Annotated in this window: 13 protein-coding genes; 8 read left to right on the top strand and 5 right to left on the bottom strand. The window is 72.7% G+C overall.

Features of this window, described 5'->3' with window-relative positions; translation table 11 throughout:
• The 4 genes from PV350_RS23125 to PV350_RS23110 form a co-directional block, all read right to left on the bottom strand.
• Positions 1-211 (bottom strand): hypothetical protein (locus PV350_RS23125; RefSeq protein ID WP_500335811.1); only part of this gene is annotated, 211 nt, incomplete at its 3' end.
• Positions 208-1,242 carry a helix-turn-helix domain-containing protein gene (locus PV350_RS23120; RefSeq protein WP_499515326.1) on the bottom strand — a complete coding sequence of 345 codons (1,035 nt, stop codon included), beginning with the start codon at positions 1,240-1,242 and terminating at the stop codon, positions 208-210. The genes PV350_RS23120 and PV350_RS23125, both read right to left, overlap by 4 nt.
• Positions 1,243-1,326: 84 nt before the next feature.
• A complete protein-coding gene (locus tag PV350_RS23115; protein ID WP_500335809.1) occupies positions 1,327-4,101 on the bottom strand; it encodes a SpoIIE family protein phosphatase in 2,775 nt (924 codons plus the stop codon).
• A gap of 198 nt (positions 4,102-4,299) precedes the next feature.
• Entirely contained in the window at positions 4,300-5,025 is a 726-nt protein-coding gene (locus PV350_RS23110) for a response regulator transcription factor (RefSeq protein ID WP_499515328.1), read from the bottom strand.
• 261 nt (positions 5,026-5,286) lie between these two features.
• On the opposite strand from PV350_RS23110, the gene PV350_RS23105 reads away from it, so the two are divergent.
• The 3 genes from PV350_RS23105 to PV350_RS23095 all read left to right on the top strand — a co-directional run bounded on the left by PV350_RS23105 (position 5,287) and on the right by PV350_RS23095 (position 8,031).
• Positions 5,287-5,649, top strand: a complete 363-nt coding sequence (locus PV350_RS23105; RefSeq protein ID WP_500335807.1) for a bifunctional 3-phenylpropionate/cinnamic acid dioxygenase ferredoxin subunit — start codon at positions 5,287-5,289, stop codon at positions 5,647-5,649.
• On the top strand, positions 5,646-6,815 hold the full coding sequence (locus PV350_RS23100; protein ID WP_499515330.1) for an NAD(P)/FAD-dependent oxidoreductase: 1,170 nt from the start codon (positions 5,646-5,648) through the stop codon (positions 6,813-6,815). Before PV350_RS23105 ends, PV350_RS23100 begins: the two co-directional genes overlap by 4 nt.
• An 82-nt stretch (positions 6,816-6,897) precedes the next feature.
• Complete coding sequence (locus PV350_RS23095; protein ID WP_499515331.1) at positions 6,898-8,031, top strand: aromatic ring-hydroxylating oxygenase subunit alpha; 1,134 nt, start codon at positions 6,898-6,900, stop codon at positions 8,029-8,031.
• Here the strand turns inward: PV350_RS23095 and PV350_RS23090 are convergent.
• Positions 8,019-8,816, bottom strand: coding sequence for an IclR family transcriptional regulator (locus tag PV350_RS23090; protein WP_500335805.1), 798 nt, complete (start codon positions 8,814-8,816; stop codon positions 8,019-8,021). The genes PV350_RS23095 and PV350_RS23090 overlap by 13 nt on opposite strands.
• 215 nt (positions 8,817-9,031) lie before the next feature.
• Here PV350_RS23090 and betA point away from each other — a divergent pair, with 215 nt between their 5' ends.
• The 5 genes from betA (at position 9,032) to PV350_RS23065 (ending at position 16,424) form a co-directional block, all read left to right on the top strand.
• Positions 9,032-10,696 carry a choline dehydrogenase gene (betA, locus tag PV350_RS23085; protein WP_500335803.1) on the top strand — a complete coding sequence of 555 codons (1,665 nt, stop codon included), beginning with the start codon at positions 9,032-9,034 and terminating at the stop codon, positions 10,694-10,696.
• 140 nt (positions 10,697-10,836) lie between these two features.
• Positions 10,837-12,306 (top strand): aldehyde dehydrogenase family protein, encoded by a 1,470-nt coding sequence (locus tag PV350_RS23080; RefSeq protein WP_500335801.1) that lies wholly within the window; start codon positions 10,837-10,839, stop codon positions 12,304-12,306.
• A gap of 20 nt (positions 12,307-12,326) precedes the next feature.
• Entirely contained in the window at positions 12,327-13,427 is a 1,101-nt protein-coding gene (locus PV350_RS23075) for a quaternary amine ABC transporter ATP-binding protein (RefSeq protein WP_500335799.1), read from the top strand.
• Positions 13,427-15,415 (top strand): ABC transporter permease, encoded by a 1,989-nt coding sequence (locus PV350_RS23070; RefSeq protein ID WP_500335797.1) that lies wholly within the window; start codon positions 13,427-13,429, stop codon positions 15,413-15,415. The genes PV350_RS23075 and PV350_RS23070 overlap by 1 nt, the downstream gene beginning before the upstream one ends.
• A 19-nt stretch (positions 15,416-15,434) precedes the next feature.
• Positions 15,435-16,424, top strand: a complete 990-nt coding sequence (locus PV350_RS23065; RefSeq protein WP_500335795.1) for an ABC transporter substrate-binding protein — start codon at positions 15,435-15,437, stop codon at positions 16,422-16,424.
• Positions 16,425-16,505 lie beyond the last annotated feature (81 nt).

Here is a 16,505-nt window from a genome sequence, read left to right as displayed (position 1 = left end):
TTGTTCTTTTTTCTTTGTTTTTTTTTTTTTTTTTTTCTAGTTTCGCGCGCCCCACTATGTTACACCGGGCTTTTCTGTGGGCAGGGTCAAATTGGTTAAGGGACAGGGGCCCGGGCCACGTGGCCGCGATCGCCGCGGCGCACGCGGGGTCGGTGCGGGTGGAGGCCTCGGAGTCGGGTGCGTGGTTCCGGATGCGGTTGCCGGCGCTCACTGGCGCATGATCGCGGCGACCGCGACGGCCGTCCTGAGGACCTGGAGGTCGCGCGGGCCGTCGACGCGCCGGCCGGTCAGCTCCTCGACCCGGCGCAGCCTACGGTCGAAGAACTTGCGGCGCAGCGTGAGCAGCTCGCACGCCAGGTCCGGGTCGCCGTCGGCGGAGATCACCGCGCTCAGCGTCTCGCGCAGCACATGGTCGTCCAGCACCGGCTGCACCATGCCGACCAGCCGCTGGGCGATGTCGGGCGTCTGCGCTGCCGCGTACTCGACCAGCACGTCGTCCAGCTGGTAGACGCCGGGCCCGAAGCCCAGCGCGTCCACCACCGCGCAGATGTCGTCCGCCAGCAGCTGACCCGCCGTCACCTCGTTGTAGGGCTTCCAGTGCACCGCGAGCCGGGCCGTCGCGGCGAGGTCGCGGTGGATGCGGTCCGCCAGGTCGACCGACTCCTCGTGGCGCGGCGCGGGGGTGAGCACGTACAGCCCGCGCGCCGAGGGCAGCACGGCCGTCTCGGGGCCGCCGTGGCCGCGGGCCACGGCCTCGACGTCGCCGAGGGGGAGGCCGGGTGCGCGCAGCGCCATCACGGCGTAGGCGGGCGGGGCGTAGGCCGGCCCGGGCCGCGGTGGCTCCGGGACCGAGGCGGGGGCCTCCCGCCCGGACTGGGCGAAGTAGCCCCGGTTCAGCTCCCGCGCCACACGGCGCCCCGCGTCCGTCAGGCGCCGGGCGAACTCGCCGCGCGAGCCGTCGGCCCCGGCCGCCGCGTGCCCGCCGGAGACCAGGATGTACTCCGTCGTCTCCTGGACGGCGACCCGCAGCGCGCTCACCGGTTCGCCCCGAGCGGCCCAGGCGACCCCCTCGCCACGGATCCGCGCGGCGGTCTGCTCGCTCCACTCTCCCGAGCCGGAGACGACTTCTATCAGGGCGGCGAACAGCTCCCGCCGCAGCGAGGGCTCGCCTCCGCCGGAGTCGGTGAATCCCAGGTCAAGACAGGAATCCAGGCCCGTGGACACCGGTGCGTGGGTGGTCATGCGCGCAAGCCAAGCACCGGAGTATCAGAGTCACATCAAAGCGGGATCAGAGTCCGCGCTGGGGATCGCCCGCCCTCACGACGGTCAGGGGATCGCCTGCTCGGTCCAGATGCACTTGCCGCCGGGGACGTAGCGGGTGCCCCAGCGCTGGCACAGCGCGGCCACCAGCTGCAGCCCGCGGCCGCCCTCGTCGGTGTCGCCGGCGTGCCGGATCCGGGGGGTGCTGAGACTGCCGTCCGACACCTCGCAGACGAGGGTGCGGCTGCGGATCAGCCGCAGGCCGATGGGGCCCCGGGCGTGCCGGACCACGTTGCCCACCAGCTCGCTGGCGATCAGCTCGGTCGTCATGACCAGTTCGCCCAGTCCCCAGGCGTCCAGCCGGCGGCGGATGTGCTCGCGTGCCTGGCCCGCGGCGAGCGGGTCCTCGGGCAGGGACCAGGAGGCGACGTCGCCGGGCGACAGGGCGTGCGTGCGGGCGATGAGGAGGGCCGCGTCGTCCCCGGCGTGCTCCTGGTGGGGGTCGAGGGCGGCGGCGACCTCGTCGCAGAGCCTTCCCAGGCGCTCCACCTCGCCCCGGCGACCGTCAGCCGGCCGTACGGGTGCCGCGGCCGGTGCGCCGGTGAGGGCCTTCGCCAGCCCGGCCATGCCCGTGTCGATGTCCCGGCGGGAGGATTCGACGAGGCCGTCGCTGTAGAGCACCAGCAGACTGCCCTCGGGGATCTCCAGCTCCACGGTCGCGAACGGCGGTGTGGCGGCGCCCAGAGGTGGGTCCGGCGAGTGCCCGGCGAAGTGGACGGTGCCGTCGGGCAGCACCAGCGCGGGCGGCGGGTGCCCGGCCCGGGAGAAGGAGCAGGTGCGGTTCGTGGGGTCGTACACGGCGTACAGGCAGGTCGCGTAGAAGTCGTCCCCGAGGTCGCTGACCAGCTCGTTGAGGTGCGCGAGCAGCTCGTCGGGGGGCAGTTCGAGACCGGCGAGGGTGTGCACCGCGGTACGCAGCCGCCCCATGGTCACGGCCTCGGAGATGCCGTGTCCCATCACGTCCCCGATGACCAGCGCGACCCGGTCGGCGGAGAGCGGGATGACGTCGTACCAGTCCCCGCCGACCGTCGTCCCCTCGACGGCGGGCAGGTAGCGCGCCGCGGCGCTGACCGCCGGCAGTTCGGGCAGGACGCGCGGCAGCAGGCCGCGCTGCAGCTCCTGGGCCCGTCCGTGCTCGGCGTCGTACAGCCGGGCCCGCTCCAGGGCCTGGGCGACCAGCCCGCTGAGCGCGGTCAGCAGGGTGCGCTCCTCCTCGCTGAACGGGCGCGGCTCGGAGAAGGAGACGACGCAGGAGCCGACGGCCTTCCCGGAGACGATCAGCGGCAGGAAGGCCCAGGCGTGCTTCTGGGACCACTCCTGGAGGTGGACCCGGGCCGGGTACGCCTCGTGGAAGTCCTTGGCGGAGGTGATGTAGCGGGGCACGCGCTCGCGGATGGCGTCGGTGCTGGGGCTGCCCTCGGCGAGCCGGGTCCGGCTGAGCCGCTCCATCAGGCCCGGGGGGTAGCCGACGAAGCCGACCACGCGCAGCAGGTCGCCCTCCAGCGTCTTGATGATCAGCCCGGTGGCGTCGAACAGCGGCAGCACGCGGTCGGCGACCGCGGCGACGACGTCCTTGACGGTGACGGCCTCGGCGAGCGCGGTGGTCAGCCGGCCGATGTGCGCCGCGCGGTCGGCGGCGGTACGGGCGGCGTCGGCGCGCGCCTCCTCGGCCAGCCGGTGCTCGGTGACGTCGGTGAGGTAGAGGGTCAGGCCGTCGGGCACGGGCATGACGCGCAGGTGGTAGCGGCGCGTGCCGCCGCCCCACTCGATGTCCGCGCTGACGGTCGCGTCGCCCTCGGCCGCCCGGCGGCAGTGGGCCTCGAGCTCCGATTCGTGGACACCGGGCAGGTCCCACAGCACCGCGCCGACCAGGGGCCGCCGCGCCCCGAGCAGCCGCTCGGCCTGGGGGTTGGCGAAGGCTATGCGGCCGTCGTCGTCGACCGCCAGGAAGCCGTCGCTCATGTGACGCAGGGCCCGGCCGGCGGCGTCCATCGCGATCCGGGTCTCCGTGCTGTCCCACAGCACACCGGCCAGCCGGACGGCCTTGCCGTCCGCACCGAGCACGCTGCGGCCGCGGGCCTGCACCCAACGGAAGCTCCCGTCGGGCCGGCGGACCCGGTACTCCCAGGCGAAGCCGCCGCGGGCCCGGGCGGCCTCCTCGGCGTCGGCGATCACCCAGGGCAGGTCCTCGGGGTGGACCAGCTCCACCCAGGTCTCCAGGCGCCCGTCGTACATCTGCGGGGACATCCCGAAGACGGAGCGCGCGGTCTCGTCGAGGTAGGCCTCGCCGGTGCGGACGTTCCACTCCCAGGTGCCGATGCCCACGTCGGACGGGGTCTCCCGGGGCCGGGAACCCGAGCCTCCTTCCGCCAGGCGCCAGCGTTCGCGCGACCCGACGGCCGCCGTCCGGCCCAGCCGCTCCGACACCCACGCGGCGATCCCCCGCAGCAGCTCCCACGCGCCGGGAGCCGGCGCTACGGCGTCCGCGGTCACCACCGAGAGCGCGCCGAGCGGGCCCTCGGGGCCGGGGAGTGGTACGGCGGCGAGCCCGGACCCGCCGGGCAGCGGGCCGGGGGTCGTCTCGGTCGTGGGCAGCCACACCGGTTCGCCGCCGGTCGTCGCGCGGCCCGGCGCGGTGGCGTCCTGCGGGGGGAGGAAGAGCCAGGCACGGGTCAGGTTCCTGGGCAGACCGCTGCTGGCGGCCAGGCGCAGGGGCACTCCGCCCCTGGCCTCCTGCCCGCGCAGGTGGACCAGTCCGCCCAAGCCGTTCAGCGCCGCCACGGCCTGCTGCAGTCCCAGTCGCAGCGCCTCGCGCTCGCCCTGGTCGTCGCCCGAGGAGCGGAGCAGGCGCAGCCGCTCCGCTCCCGGCTGGTCGAGCGGCGCTTCAGGCTCCTGGGCGGCGGCTTCGTTCGGGATCGTGCCCTCTTCTCGTCGGCTCTTCTCCTCCGAAGGCCAACATAGCGCCGCGCGCGGGCACCGTCAGCGCGAAGCCGTATCGCCGGCCGGCGCCGCCCTCACCAGGTAGCCCGCCCCCCGCACGGTGCGGATGAGCGACTGGTCGGTGTCGCCGAGCTTCCGGCGGAGGTAGTAGATGTAGGTCTCCACGATCCCGGACTCGCCCTGGAAGTCGCAGCTCCACACGGCGTCGAGGATCTGCCCCTTGGACACCACCCGGTCCGGGTTCTCCAGCAGGAAGCGGAGCAGCGCGAACTCGGTCGCCGAGACCTGGACCGGCCGGCCGTGCCGCCACACCTCGTGGGTGTCCGCGTCGAGCTCGACCCAGCCCGCGCGCAGCCGGCGCCCGGCGGGCTCGGGGGCCCGGCCCCGGCGCAGCAGGGCGTTCACGCGGGCCGCGACCTCGTTGATGTCGAAGGGCTTGGTGACGTAGTCGTCGCCGCCCAGGGCCAGGCCCCTGATCTTGTCCTCCACGGCGTCCCGGGCCGTGAGGAAGAGGACGGGCGCGTCGACCCGGGCGGCGCGGAGCCTGCGGCACACCTCGAAGCCGTCGAGGTCGGGCAGTCCCACGTCGAGCAGGATCACGTCGGCGGCGCGGTCGGCGGCCGTGCTCACCGCCTCCTCGCCGGTCCCGGCCGTGACCACGTCGAAGCCCAGGAACTGGAGCGCCATCGCGAGCATCGAGGCGATGCTCGCCTCGTCCTCCACGACCAGCACGCGGGGCTGCTGGGCCGAGACGGTCACGTTCATGCCGCGGGTCACGTCCTCCGGGCCGTATTCCGGCCGTTGTCACACAGAAGAGGAACGGATTATGCCATTCACCTGAACCCGGACAACCCCCGTGACCGAATCGCGACGATCCGCCCGCCGGCCTCCCCCGCGGAGCTGCGGATGAACCCCCGTCAGATGCGCCGTCCGGGTGTCCGGACGATGCCTTGACAGGGGTGGGGGGCACCCCCACACTGATGTTGCGTCAACCGCAATCAGTTCCGCCATACGCACCGAGGTGTCATGATGATTCCCGTGTGCCGGCTCGCGGACCTCCCGCGTGGCGAGGCTTTCCGGCTCGAGACCGACCCGCCCGTCGCGGTGTTCCACACCGAGGAGGGCGAGCTCTACGCCGTCGACGACACCTGCACCCACCAGGACGCGTCGCTCGCGGACGGCTGGCTGGAGGGGTGCGAGGTCGAGTGCCCGCTGCACGCCTCGAAGTTCGACCTGCGCACGGGTGCGGTGGACGCGCCCCCGGCCCGGCGGCCCGTGCGGACGCACGAGGTCGTGGTCGAGGACGGCGTGATCCACGTACGGCTGTCGGCGGCCGCCCCCGGCCCGCCCTCGTGCGGGGCCGGCCGGCTCGCCGGGGGAGCCGGATGAGAGCGGTCCTCGTGGTCGGCGCCTCGTTGGCGGGGCTGTCGGCGGCGCGGGCACTGCGCGCCCAGGGGTACGACGGCCGGCTGGTGGTCGTGGGCGACGAACCGCACCGGCCGTACGACCGGCCGCCGCTGTCCAAGGAGTTCCTCGCCGGACGGGCCGACGAGGCGGCCCTGGTCCTGGAGGCGGACGGCGAGGACCTCGGGGCCGAATGGCTGCTGGGCGCCCGGGCCGTGACGCTCGACCCGGGCACGCGGGGCGTCGGGCTCGCGGACGGCCGCGCCCTCACCGCCGACGGGGTCGTCATCGCCACCGGGGCCGCCGCCCGTACGCTGCCCGGCGCGGCGGGCCGGTCCGGTGTGCACACCCTGCGCACCCTGGACGACGCCCGCGCGCTGCGGGCCGATCTGGCGCGCGGCGGGCGGCTCGTCGTCATCGGCGGCGGCTTCATCGGGGCCGAGGTCGCCTCGACCGCGTACGCCCTCGGCCTGGACGTCACGGTCGTCGAGGCGGCGCCCACCCCGCTGTCGGGTCCGCTCGGCGAGACGATGGGCGGCGTCGTGTCGGGCCTCCACGCCGACCACGGCGTACGGCTGTTGTGCGGCACGGGGGTGCGGGGGACCGAGGCGGACGGCGACGGGCGGGTGGTGGCCGTGGTCCTGGCCGACGGCCGCAGGCTGCCCGCGGACACCGTGGTCGTCGGCATCGGGGCGCGCCCGTGCACGGACTGGCTCGCCGGGTCCGGGATCGAGCTCGGCGACGGTGTCCTGTGCGGCGCGGACGGCCGGACGGGCCTGCCGGGCGTCGTCGCCGTCGGCGACTGCGCCGCCTGGTACGACCCGGCCGCCGGTACGCACCACCGGGTGGAGCACTGGACGGGCGCCCTGGAGCGACCGGCCACCGCCGTCGCCGCACTGCTGTCCGGCGGCGCGGGCGGGCAACGGGCCCCCCGCCCGCCGTACTTCTGGTCCGACCAGTACGGCGTGCGCATCCAGTTCGCGGGCCGCGCCGCGGGGGCCGACACCGTCACGGTCGAGGAGGGCATTGCGGAGGAACGCGACGTCCTCGCGGTCTACCGCAGGGGCGGGGTTCCGGTCGCCGTACTGGGCATGAACCGGCCCCGGTCGTTCACCCGTTGGCGCAAGCAGCTGGCTGCCGCCGCGTCTTGACAGCGCCGGAGCGGCACCACATGCTGCAGTTGCGCAGTGCACACTCCGTTGCTCATTACACAACGTCCCGCAAGGAGTGCCCGTGACCCCGACCGGCCTGCCGGACAGCCTGATCGCCACCCTCCCCGGCTCCTACTACACGGACCCCGGGATCTTCGCCCAGGAGCAGGAGCGCATCTTCGAGACGATGTGGTTCTGCGTGGCGCGCTCCTCCGAGCTCGGCAGGCCGGGCGCCTTCAGGACCGTGGACGTCGGCCGCGAGAGCATCCTGGTCACCCGGTCCCGGGACCACGCGGTGCGCGCCTTCTACAACGTGTGCCGGCACCGCGGCGCCCGGCTGCTCACCGAGGAGGGCGGCGAGGTCAGGCGGGCGTTCCAATGCCCTTACCACGCCTGGACGTACGACCTGGACGGCAGGCTCGTGGCGGCCCCCAACCTCACCAAGATGCCCGACGTCGGCCGCACCGAGTACGGGCTCGTCCCCGTCCACGTCCGCGAATGGCTGGGCTACGTCTGGGTCTGCCTGGCCGAGGACCCGCCCTCCTTCGAGGAGCAGGTGGTCGGCGAGGTGGTCACCCGGCTCGGGGACGTGGAGTCCCTGGAGCGCTACGGCATCGAGGACCTGAGGGTCGGCCGGCGGATCGTCTACGACGTCAGGGCCAACTGGAAGCTCATCGTCGAGAACTTCATGGAGTGCTACCACTGCGCCACGATCCACCCCGAACTGACCGAGGTGCTGCCGGAGTTCGCCGGCGGCTACGCCGCGCAGTACTACGTCGGCCACGGCGCCGAGTTCGGCGCGGACATCGAGGGCTTCACGGTGGACGGCTCGCCGGGACTGGACCGTATACCGGGGGTCTCCGCGGCCCAGGACCGGCGCTACTACGCGATCACCATCAAGCCGCAGGTCTTCGTCAACCTGGTGCCGGATCACGTGATCTTCCACCGCATGTACCCGGTCGCGGCCGACCGCACGGTCGTCGAGTGCGACTGGCTCTACCTGGAGGAGGTCGTCACCGCGGGCAGGGACGTCGGCCGCTCGGTGGAGCTCTTCGACCGGGTCAACCGCCAGGACTTCGAGGCCTGCGAGCGCTGCCAGCCCGCGATGGGCTCCCGGCTCTACGCCAAGGGCGGGGTGCTGGTCCCCAGCGAGCACCACATCGCCGGCTTCCACGACTGGGTCCTCGAGCGCCTCGGCACGGCTCAGCCCAGGTAGCCCATGCGGTGGCTGATCTCGGCCGCGCCGGCGACCAGCAGCGGCGCGAGCTCGTGCATGCGCTCCTGCGTGAAGCGGTACGAGGGGCCGGAGGCGCTGACGGCGGCGATGACCTCGCCGTCGCGGGAGCGGACGGGGGCGGCCATCGCGTGCAGGCCGATCTCCAGTTCCTCCAGCGTCCAGGCGTACCCGCGCTCCCTGGCCTCGGCGAGGTTCTTCTCCAGCCTCGTCCGCGAGGTGAGGGTGTGCGGGGTCAGTTTCTCCAGGCCCGCGTCCGTGAGGAGTTCCGCGCGCTGCGCGGCGGAGAGGTGGGCCAGCAGGGTCTTGCCACTGGAGGTCGCGTGCAACGGCGTCAGCTGGCCGACCCAGTTGTGCGCGGTCACCGCCGCCGGTCCGCGCACCTGGTACAGGTTGATCGCGAAGTGCTTCTCCATCACGGCGATGTTGACGGTCTCGCCGATCTCCTCGGCGAGCCGTTCGCAGACCGGCCGGCCCTGCTGGGTGATGTCGATGCGGCCGGTCACCGCGCCGGCCAGCCGCACGATGCCGAAGCCGAGCCGGTACTTTCCGCGCTCGCCCGCCTGCTCCACCAGCCCGCGTGCCTCCAGCGCGCCGAGCAGCCGGAACGCCGTCGACTTGTGGACCTCGATCTCGGCGGCGACCTCGCTCACGCCGGCCTCGCCGCGCTGCGCCAGGATCTCCAGCACGCTGATGGCCCGGTCCACGGACTGGACGCCGCCCGGCTGCGCAGCGGTTGTTTCGGTATCTGCACTGAAGTTGCTCACAGCGAAACTATACGCGCGGTAAACAACAGCGCCGGGGTTCCCCGGCGGAGTCCGGACGGGAAACACCGCCGAAACTCCGCTGTCAAGTTGCGCGGCTCGCAACCTGGTGCGCATAGCGGCACCGTACTAGCATGCTGCGCCAGTCGACCTGTCGACCGCGCGATCGAGACGAGCGATTCAAGCGAGACAAGCCAGACGAGTGAGACGAGGCTGACATGGCTCCCGTGCAGTACGACTTCGTCATCGTCGGTGGGGGCTCCGCCGGTTGCGCCCTCGCGAACCGGCTCTCCGCCGATCCGGGCAACCGTGTCCTGGTGCTGGAGGCCGGCCGCCCCGACTACCCGTGGGACGTCTTCATCCACATGCCGGCGGCGCTCACCTTCCCCATCGGCAGCCGCTTCTACGACTGGGGCTACGAGTCCGAGCCCGAGCCCCACATGGGCGGACGGCGGATCTACCACGCCCGGGGCAAGGTGCTCGGCGGCTCCAGCAGCATCAACGGCATGATCTTCCAGCGCGGCAACCCCTTGGACTACGAACGCTGGGCCGAGGGCCCCGGCATGGAGCAGTGGGACTACGCCCACTGCCTGCCGTACTTCCAGCGCATGGAGAACTGCCTCGCCGCCGGCCCCGACGACGAGTTCCGCGGCCACGACGGTCCGCTCGTCCTGGAGCGCGGGCCCGCCTCCAGCCCGCTGTTCCCCGCCTTCCTCGAGGCGGTTCAGGAGGCGGGGCATCCGCTCACCGACGACGTCAACGGCTTCCGCCAGGAGGGCTTCGCGCCCTTCGACCGCAACGTCCACCGCGGCCGCCGGCTCTCCGCCGCCCGGGCCTACCTCGACCCGGTGCGCAGGCGCCCCAACCTGACGGTACGGACCCGGACCCTGGTCACCCGGGTGCTCTTCGAGGGCAAGCGCGCCGTGGGCGTGGAGTACGAACGCCGCAAGGGCATCCGCGAACAGGTGCGCGCCCGCGAGGTCGTCCTGTGCGGCGGGGCCGTCAACTCGCCCCAGCTGCTGCAACTGTCGGGCGTCGGCAACGCCGGGGAACTGGCCGCGCTCGGCATCGACGTCGTGCACGACCTGCCGGGCGTCGGCGAGAACCTCCAGGACCACCTGGAGGTCTACGTCCAGTACGCCTGCACGCAGCCGGTCTCCATGCAGCCGTACCTGGCCAAGTGGCGCTACCCGTTCATCGGTCTGCAGTGGCTCTTCCGCAAGGGTCCCGCCGCCACCAACCACTTCGAGGCCGGCGGTTTCGCGCGCAGCAACGAGGACGTGGACTACCCCAACCTGATGTTCCACTTCCTGCCCATCGCGGTGCGCTACGACGGCTCGGCCCCGGCCGGCGGCCACGGCTACCAGGTGCACGTGGGGCCGATGTACTCCGACGCCCGCGGCTCGGTGAAGATCAGGAGCAGGGACCCGCGCGAGAAGCCCGCGCTGCGCTTCAACTACCTCTCCACCGAACAGGACCGCCGCGAGTGGGTCGAGGCGGTGCGCGTCGCCCGCGACATCCTCGGCCGGCCCGCGCTCGCCCCCTTCAACGGCGGCGAGGTCTCGCCCGGCCCCGGGGTCGAGACCGACGAGGAGATCCTGGCGTGGGTCGCCAAGGAGGGCGAGACCGCCCTCCACCCGTCCTGCACCTGCAGGCTGGGCACCGACGCGATGGCCGTCGTCGACCCGGCGAGCATGCGGGTGCACGGCGTGGAGGGGCTCCGCGTGGTCGACGCCTCCGTGATGCCCTACGTGACCAACGGCAACATCTACGCCCCCGTGATGATGATCGCCGAGAAGGCCGCGGATCTGATCCTCGGCCGTGAACCGCTGCCGCCCTCGAAGGCGCAGTTCTACCGGCACCGCGACGCCACCGCCAACTGATCGTGTCCGGTGCCGCGTTCACCGGATCAAGATGTGCCGTACACCCCGTGGCACCCCTTGACGGCCGGTGGCCGTTCGGACAGGGTGTTCCACCACAAGCAATTCGATGCGCTATGTGCAACGAAGCGAGGACTCCGCGCGTGGCAGACCTGTACCTGGACGGAGAGTGGCGCGAGGCGGTGGCCGGAGGCCGCCGGGAGATCCGCTGCCCCGCCGACGGAGTGCTCGTCGCGACGGTCTCCGAGGCGACCGGCGCCGACGCGGAGGCCGCGGTCGCCGCCGCCCGCGCCGCTTTCGACCACGGCCCCTGGCCGCGCACCCCGGAGCGCGAACGCGGCGCCCTCCTGCTCCGCACCGCAGGCATCGTCGAACGGGACGCCAAGGAATTCGCCCGCGCCGAATCCCTCGACACCGGCAAGCGGCTCGTGGAGAGCGAGTACGACGTCGCCGACGTCGTCGCCTGCCTGCGCCACTACGGCGGCATCGCGGGGGTCTCCGCCGGACGGGTCGTCGACACCGGCCGCGACGACGCGGTCAGCCGTGTCGAGTACGAGCCGGTCGGCGTCTGCGTCCTGATCACCCCCTGGAACTACCCACTGCTGCAGGCTTCCTGGAAGGTCGCGCCCGCGCTCGTCGCGGGCAACACGTTCGTCCTCAAGCCCAGCGAGCTGACGCCTTCCACCTCCGTGCTCCTGATGCGGGCCCTGGAGGAGGCCGGACTCCCGCCCGGGGCCGGAAACCTGGTCCTCGGCGCCGGGCCCGGGGCCGGCGCCCCGCTCGCCGAGCACCCCGGCGTCGACATGGTCTCCTTCACCGGCGGCCTGGAGACCGGCAAGCGGGTCATGGCCGCGGCCGCCGCCACGGTGAAGAGGGTCGCCCTCGAACTCGGCGGCAAGAACCCCAACGTGGTCTTCGCCGACGCCGACTTCGAGACGGCCGTGGACTTCGCGCTCACGGCCGTCTTCCTGCACTCCGGCCAGGTCTGCTCCGCCGGGGCCCGGCTGATCGTGCAGGACACGGTCCACGACGCCTTCGTCGACGAGGTCGTACGGCGCGCCGGCGCGATCCGCCTCGGCGGTCCCTTCGACCCCGCGGCCGAGACGGGCCCGCTGATCTCCGCCGCCCACCGCGACAAGGTCGAGGCGTACGTCGCCGCCGGGATCGCCGAGGGCGCCGTGCTGCGCTGCGGCGGCGCCCGCCCCGCGGACCCTGCGCTCCAGGACGGCTTCTACTACCCGCCGACCGTCCTCGACGACTGCGACCAGGGCATGCGCGTCGTCCACGAGGAGTCCTTCGGGCCCGTGCTGACCGTCGAGCGCTTCACCGACGAGGACGACGCCGTACGCATCGCCAACGACACCGAGTACGGCCTCGCCGGGGCCGTCTGGACCAGGGACGCCGGCCGCGCCCAGCGGGTCGCCCGCCGGCTGCGCCACGGCACCGTGTGGATCAACGACTACCACCCCTACGTACCGCAGGCGGAATGGGGCGGCTTCGGCCACTCGGGCGTGGGCCGGGAGCTGGGACCGACCGGCCTGGACGAGTACCGCGAGCCCAAGCACATCTGGCAGAACATCCGACCCAGGCCGCAGCACTGGTTCCGCGGCTGAACGCCCAGGAGAGGCCGACCGTGACCCCAGCACCGACCGATGTGCCGCAGCGGCGCGGCGCGTCCCACGACGAGGACCAGGACCAGGACCGGAACGCGGTCATCTCCGTGCGCGGGCTGTGGAAGGTGTTCGGGCCGAAGAGCGACAGGGTGCCGGAATCGCAGGAGCTGCGCGGGCTCGGCCGCCGTGAGCTGATGGAGCGCACGGGTTGCACCGCGGCCGTGCGCGACGTCCACTTCGACGTCGCGCCCGGCGAGGTGTTCGTCGTGATGGGCCTGTCCGGCTCCGGCAAGTCGACCCTGGTGCGCTGTCTGACCCGGCTCGTGGAACCCACCGCCGGCCAGGTCGTCCTGGAGGGCGAGGACGTCCTCGCCGCCGACGCCAAGCGGCTGCGCGAACTGCGCCGCAACAGGTTCTCCATGGTCTTCCAGCACTTCGGCCTGCTGCCGCACCGCAGGGTCGTCGACAACGTCGCGTACGGCCTGGAGATCCGCGGCATGGGCCGGGCCGAGCGCGTCAAACGGGCCCTGGAGGTCGTCGAACTGGTGGGCCTGGCGGGCTACGAGAACTCCTACCCCGACCAGCTCTCCGGCGGCATGCAGCAGCGCGTCGGCCTGGCCCGGGCACTGGCGGGGGACCCCGGCATCCTCTTCTTCGACGAGCCGTTCTCCGCGCTCGACCCGCTGATCCGCCGCGACATGCAGAACGAGGTCATCCGCCTCCACCACGAGGTCGGCAAGACGATGGTGTTCATCACCCACGACCTGTCCGAGGCACTCAAGCTCGGCGACCGCATCGTGATCATGCGCGACGGCCGGACGGTGCAGTGCGGCACGGGCGACGAACTGGTCGGCGCCCCCGCCGACGACTACGTGCGCGACTTCGTCAAGGACGTGCCGCGGGCCGACGTGCTGACGCTCCGCTGGATCATGCGCGACCCGCGGCCCGACGACGCCCTCGACGGCCCCGAACTCGGACCCGGCACCGTCGTCCGCGAGGCGACACGGGCCGTGCTCGCCGCCGAGAAGCCGGTCAGGGTCGTCGAGGACGGGCGGCTGCTCGGCGTCGTCGGCGACGAGGAGATCCTCGCCGTCGTCGCGGGCCGGGAAGGCGGCGCGTGATGGCGGTCGCCGCCTCCGGGGCCCGCGAACGGCTCGCGCCCGTCCGGCTGCGCCGCCGGGCCGTCGTGGCGGGCATCGTCGTGCTGTGGCTGGTGCTCTTCGCGCTCCTGCGCGGCCGGCAGACGCTCACCCTCGCGGCGGCCGACCTGACCTCGCTGCACCGCTGGTTCAACGACGTCAACGACACCATCGGCGCGGACCGCAACAGCAACCCGCTCTTCCTCTACTTCTTCAACGAGATCCGGCTGGTCATCGACACCCTGGTGACCTTCGTCCAGACGCTGATCTCGCAGCCGCCCGACGGCCGCCCGGTGCCGCAGATCGGATGGCTCGGCGTGGTCGCGATCGCCGGCTACCTCTCCTGGGCGCTGGGCAACTGGCGCGTGGCGCTGCTGGCCGTCGCGGGCTTCACCTTCTTCGGGCTGCAGGGCCTGTGGCAGGAGAGCATGGACACCCTGGCGCTCACCGTGTCGGCGGTGCTGGTGGCGCTGCTGTTCGGCATCCCGCTGGGCGTGTGGGCCGGGCTGTCGCCGCGGGTGAACCGCGTCCTGACACCCGTGCTGGACTTCATGCAGACGATGCCGACCTTCGTCTACCTGGCGCCGCTCACCCTCTTCTTCCTCATCGGGCCGGCCTCCGCCACCATCGCCACCCTGATCTACGCGGCGCCGCCCGCCGTCCGCATCACCGCGCACGCCATCCGCTCGGTACCCGCGACCACGGTGGAGGCGGCGGAGTCGCTCGGTTCGACCAGGGTGCAGACCCTCACCAAGGTGCTGCTGCCGATGTCGCGGCGCACCGTGGTGATGGGCGTCAACCAGAGCATCATGGCGGCCCTGTCCATGGTGACCATCGCGGCCCTCATCGACGCCCCCGGCCTCGGCAAGACCGTCGTCCAGGCCCTGCAGTCGCTCGACGTCGGCACCGCCTTCAACGCCGGCCTCGCCATCGTCGTCATGGCCATCGTCCTGGACCGGGTCACCACCGCGGCCGCCGTCAGGACGGAGCGGGGGCAGGGCTCCGGCGGGCGCCTGCGGCGCCGGCGCGGGCCGCTGCTCGCCGCGGGCGCCGTCGCCGCGGCGGTCGCCGCCTGGCTGTCCCACACCTACGTCTGGGCCGCGGAGTTCCCCGGCGAGGGCGGAGCGGGGCGCTCCCTGGCGAGTGCCGCCGACACCGTGACCACCTGGGCGCAGGAGCACCTGTCCGGGGTCACGGGCGCCCTTCGCGACGTGCTCACCAACGCGCTCCTCAACCCCTTCCAGACCCTGCTCACCGACTCCCCGTGGTGGCTCACCGGCCTCGTGCTGGTGGCCCTGGGAACGGTCCTCGGCGGCCTCGGCGCCGGCGGCACCGCCGCGGTGTGCGTGGCGCTGCTGGTGGGCACCGGGGTGTGGCAGGACGCGATGACCACGCTCGCCTCGACCGTCGTGGCGACGCTGCTGGTGATGCTGCTCGGGGTCACGGTGGGCGTGTGGATGGGCCGCAGCGCGCTCGCCGACCGGATCGTCCGGCCCGGCCTGGACGCGGCGCAGACCATGCCGCCCTTCGTCTACCTCGTACCGTTCCTCGCGCTGTTCGGCGCGAGCCGCTTCACCGCGATCGTCGCCGCCGTCGTGTACGCCGCGCCCGTGACGGTGAAGATCGTCGCCGACGGCGTCCGGGGCGTGCCGGGGACGACGGTGGAGGCCGCGGCGGCGGCCGGGTCCAGCACCTGGCAGCTCGTCACCAAGGTCCAGCTGCCGATGTCGCGCGGCGCCCTGGTGCTCGCGACCAACCAGGGCCTGATCTACGTGCTGTCGATGGTCGTGGTGGGCGGCCTGGTCGGTGCGGGCGCCCTCGGCTACGACGTCGTGGCCGGCTTCTCGCAGGGCGAGCTGTACGGCAAGGGGCTGGCGGCGGGACTCGCCATCGTCTTGCTCGGCGTGATGTTCGACCGGATCACTCAGGCCGCGGCCGGGCGCACCACGAGGGTGCCCGGCGGGCGCTAGGGCAGGAGGCGGTAGACACATGGCAACACACCTGACGGCGGCCGGCCGGTCGGCGCGATGGCGTGCCGGGGCGGCCGGGGCCGCGGCACTGGGGCTCGTCCTCACCGGCTGCGGCGGCGCCAAGGTCGGTGGGTCGGACGCCGGTTCCGGGGGCTCCTCCGGCAAGTGCGGCACCTTCAACCTGGCGGTCAACCCCTGGGTCGGCTACGAGGCGGACGCGGCGGTCGTGGCGTACGTCGCCGAGGAGAAGCTGGGCTGCACGGTCAAGAAGAAGGACCTCAAGGAGGAGATCGCCTGGCAGGGCTTCGGCACCGGCGAGGTCGACGCGATCCTGGAGAACTGGGGCCACGACGACCTGAAGAAGAAGTACGTCGAGCAGCAGAAGACCGCCGTCGAGGCGGGCCCGACCGGCAACAAGGGCGTGATCGGCTGGTACGTGCCGCCGTGGCTGGCGAAGGAGCACCCGGACATCACGGACTGGAAGAACCTCGACAAGTACGCCGACGAGTTCCGCACCTCCGAGTCCGGCGGCAAGGGCCAGCTCCTGGACGGCGACCCGTCGTACGTCACCAACGACGCCGCCCTGGTGAAGAACCTCGAGCTGGACTTCAAGGTGGTGTACGCGGGCAGCGAGACCGCGCTGATCCAGGCCTTCCGGCAGGCCGAGGCCAAGAAGCAGTGGCTGCTCGGCTACTTCTACGAGCCCCAGTGGTTCCTGTCGGAGGTCCCGCTCGCCAAGGTCGAGCTGCCGCCGTACGAGGCCGGCTGCGACGCCGACGCGGAGAAGGTCGCCTGCGACTACCCCGTCTACGACCTGGACAAGATCGTCAGCAAGAAGTTCGCCGGCTCCGGCAGCCCGGCCTACGACCTGGTGAAGAACTTCAGCTGGACGAACGAGGACCAGAACCTCGTCGCCAAGTACATCGCCGTCGACAAGATGAGCCCCGAAGCCGCCGCCGAGAAGTGGGTGAAGGCGAACCCCGGCAAGGTGGACGCCTGGGTCAAGTAACCCCGCCCCGCGCCACCGGGGCGCAACGCGCCGTTCCCGTGCCCGGCGGGCTGTTCCGACAGCCCGCCGGGCACCGTCGTT

The sequence above is a fragment of the Streptomyces sp. PA03-6a genome (assembly GCF_033792765.1).
Taxonomy (GTDB): domain Bacteria; phylum Actinomycetota; class Actinomycetes; order Streptomycetales; family Streptomycetaceae; genus Actinacidiphila.
The sequence above is the reverse complement of the archived record's forward strand: the minus strand, read 5'-3'. Positions and strand labels throughout refer to the sequence as shown.

Bases quoted from the DNA above. Each gene is read 5' to 3' on its own strand.
- PV350_RS23070 (WP_500335797.1), top strand. From the start codon at position 13,427: ATGGCGGTCGCCGCCTCCGGGGCCCGCGAACGGCTCGCGCCCGTCCGG.
- PV350_RS23100 (WP_499515330.1), top strand. From the start codon at position 5,646: ATGAGAGCGGTCCTCGTGGTCGGCGCCTCGTTGGCGGGGCTGTCGGCG.
- PV350_RS23120 (WP_499515326.1), bottom strand. From the start codon at position 1,242: ATGACCACCCACGCACCGGTGTCCACGGGCCTGGATTCCTGTCTTGAC.
- betA (WP_500335803.1), top strand. From the start codon at position 9,032: ATGGCTCCCGTGCAGTACGACTTCGTCATCGTCGGTGGGGGCTCCGCC.
- PV350_RS23065 (WP_500335795.1), top strand. From the start codon at position 15,435: ATGGCAACACACCTGACGGCGGCCGGCCGGTCGGCGCGATGGCGTGCC.
- PV350_RS23110 (WP_499515328.1), bottom strand. From the start codon at position 5,025: ATGAACGTGACCGTCTCGGCCCAGCAGCCCCGCGTGCTGGTCGTGGAG.
- PV350_RS23105 (WP_500335807.1), top strand. From the start codon at position 5,287: ATGATGATTCCCGTGTGCCGGCTCGCGGACCTCCCGCGTGGCGAGGCT.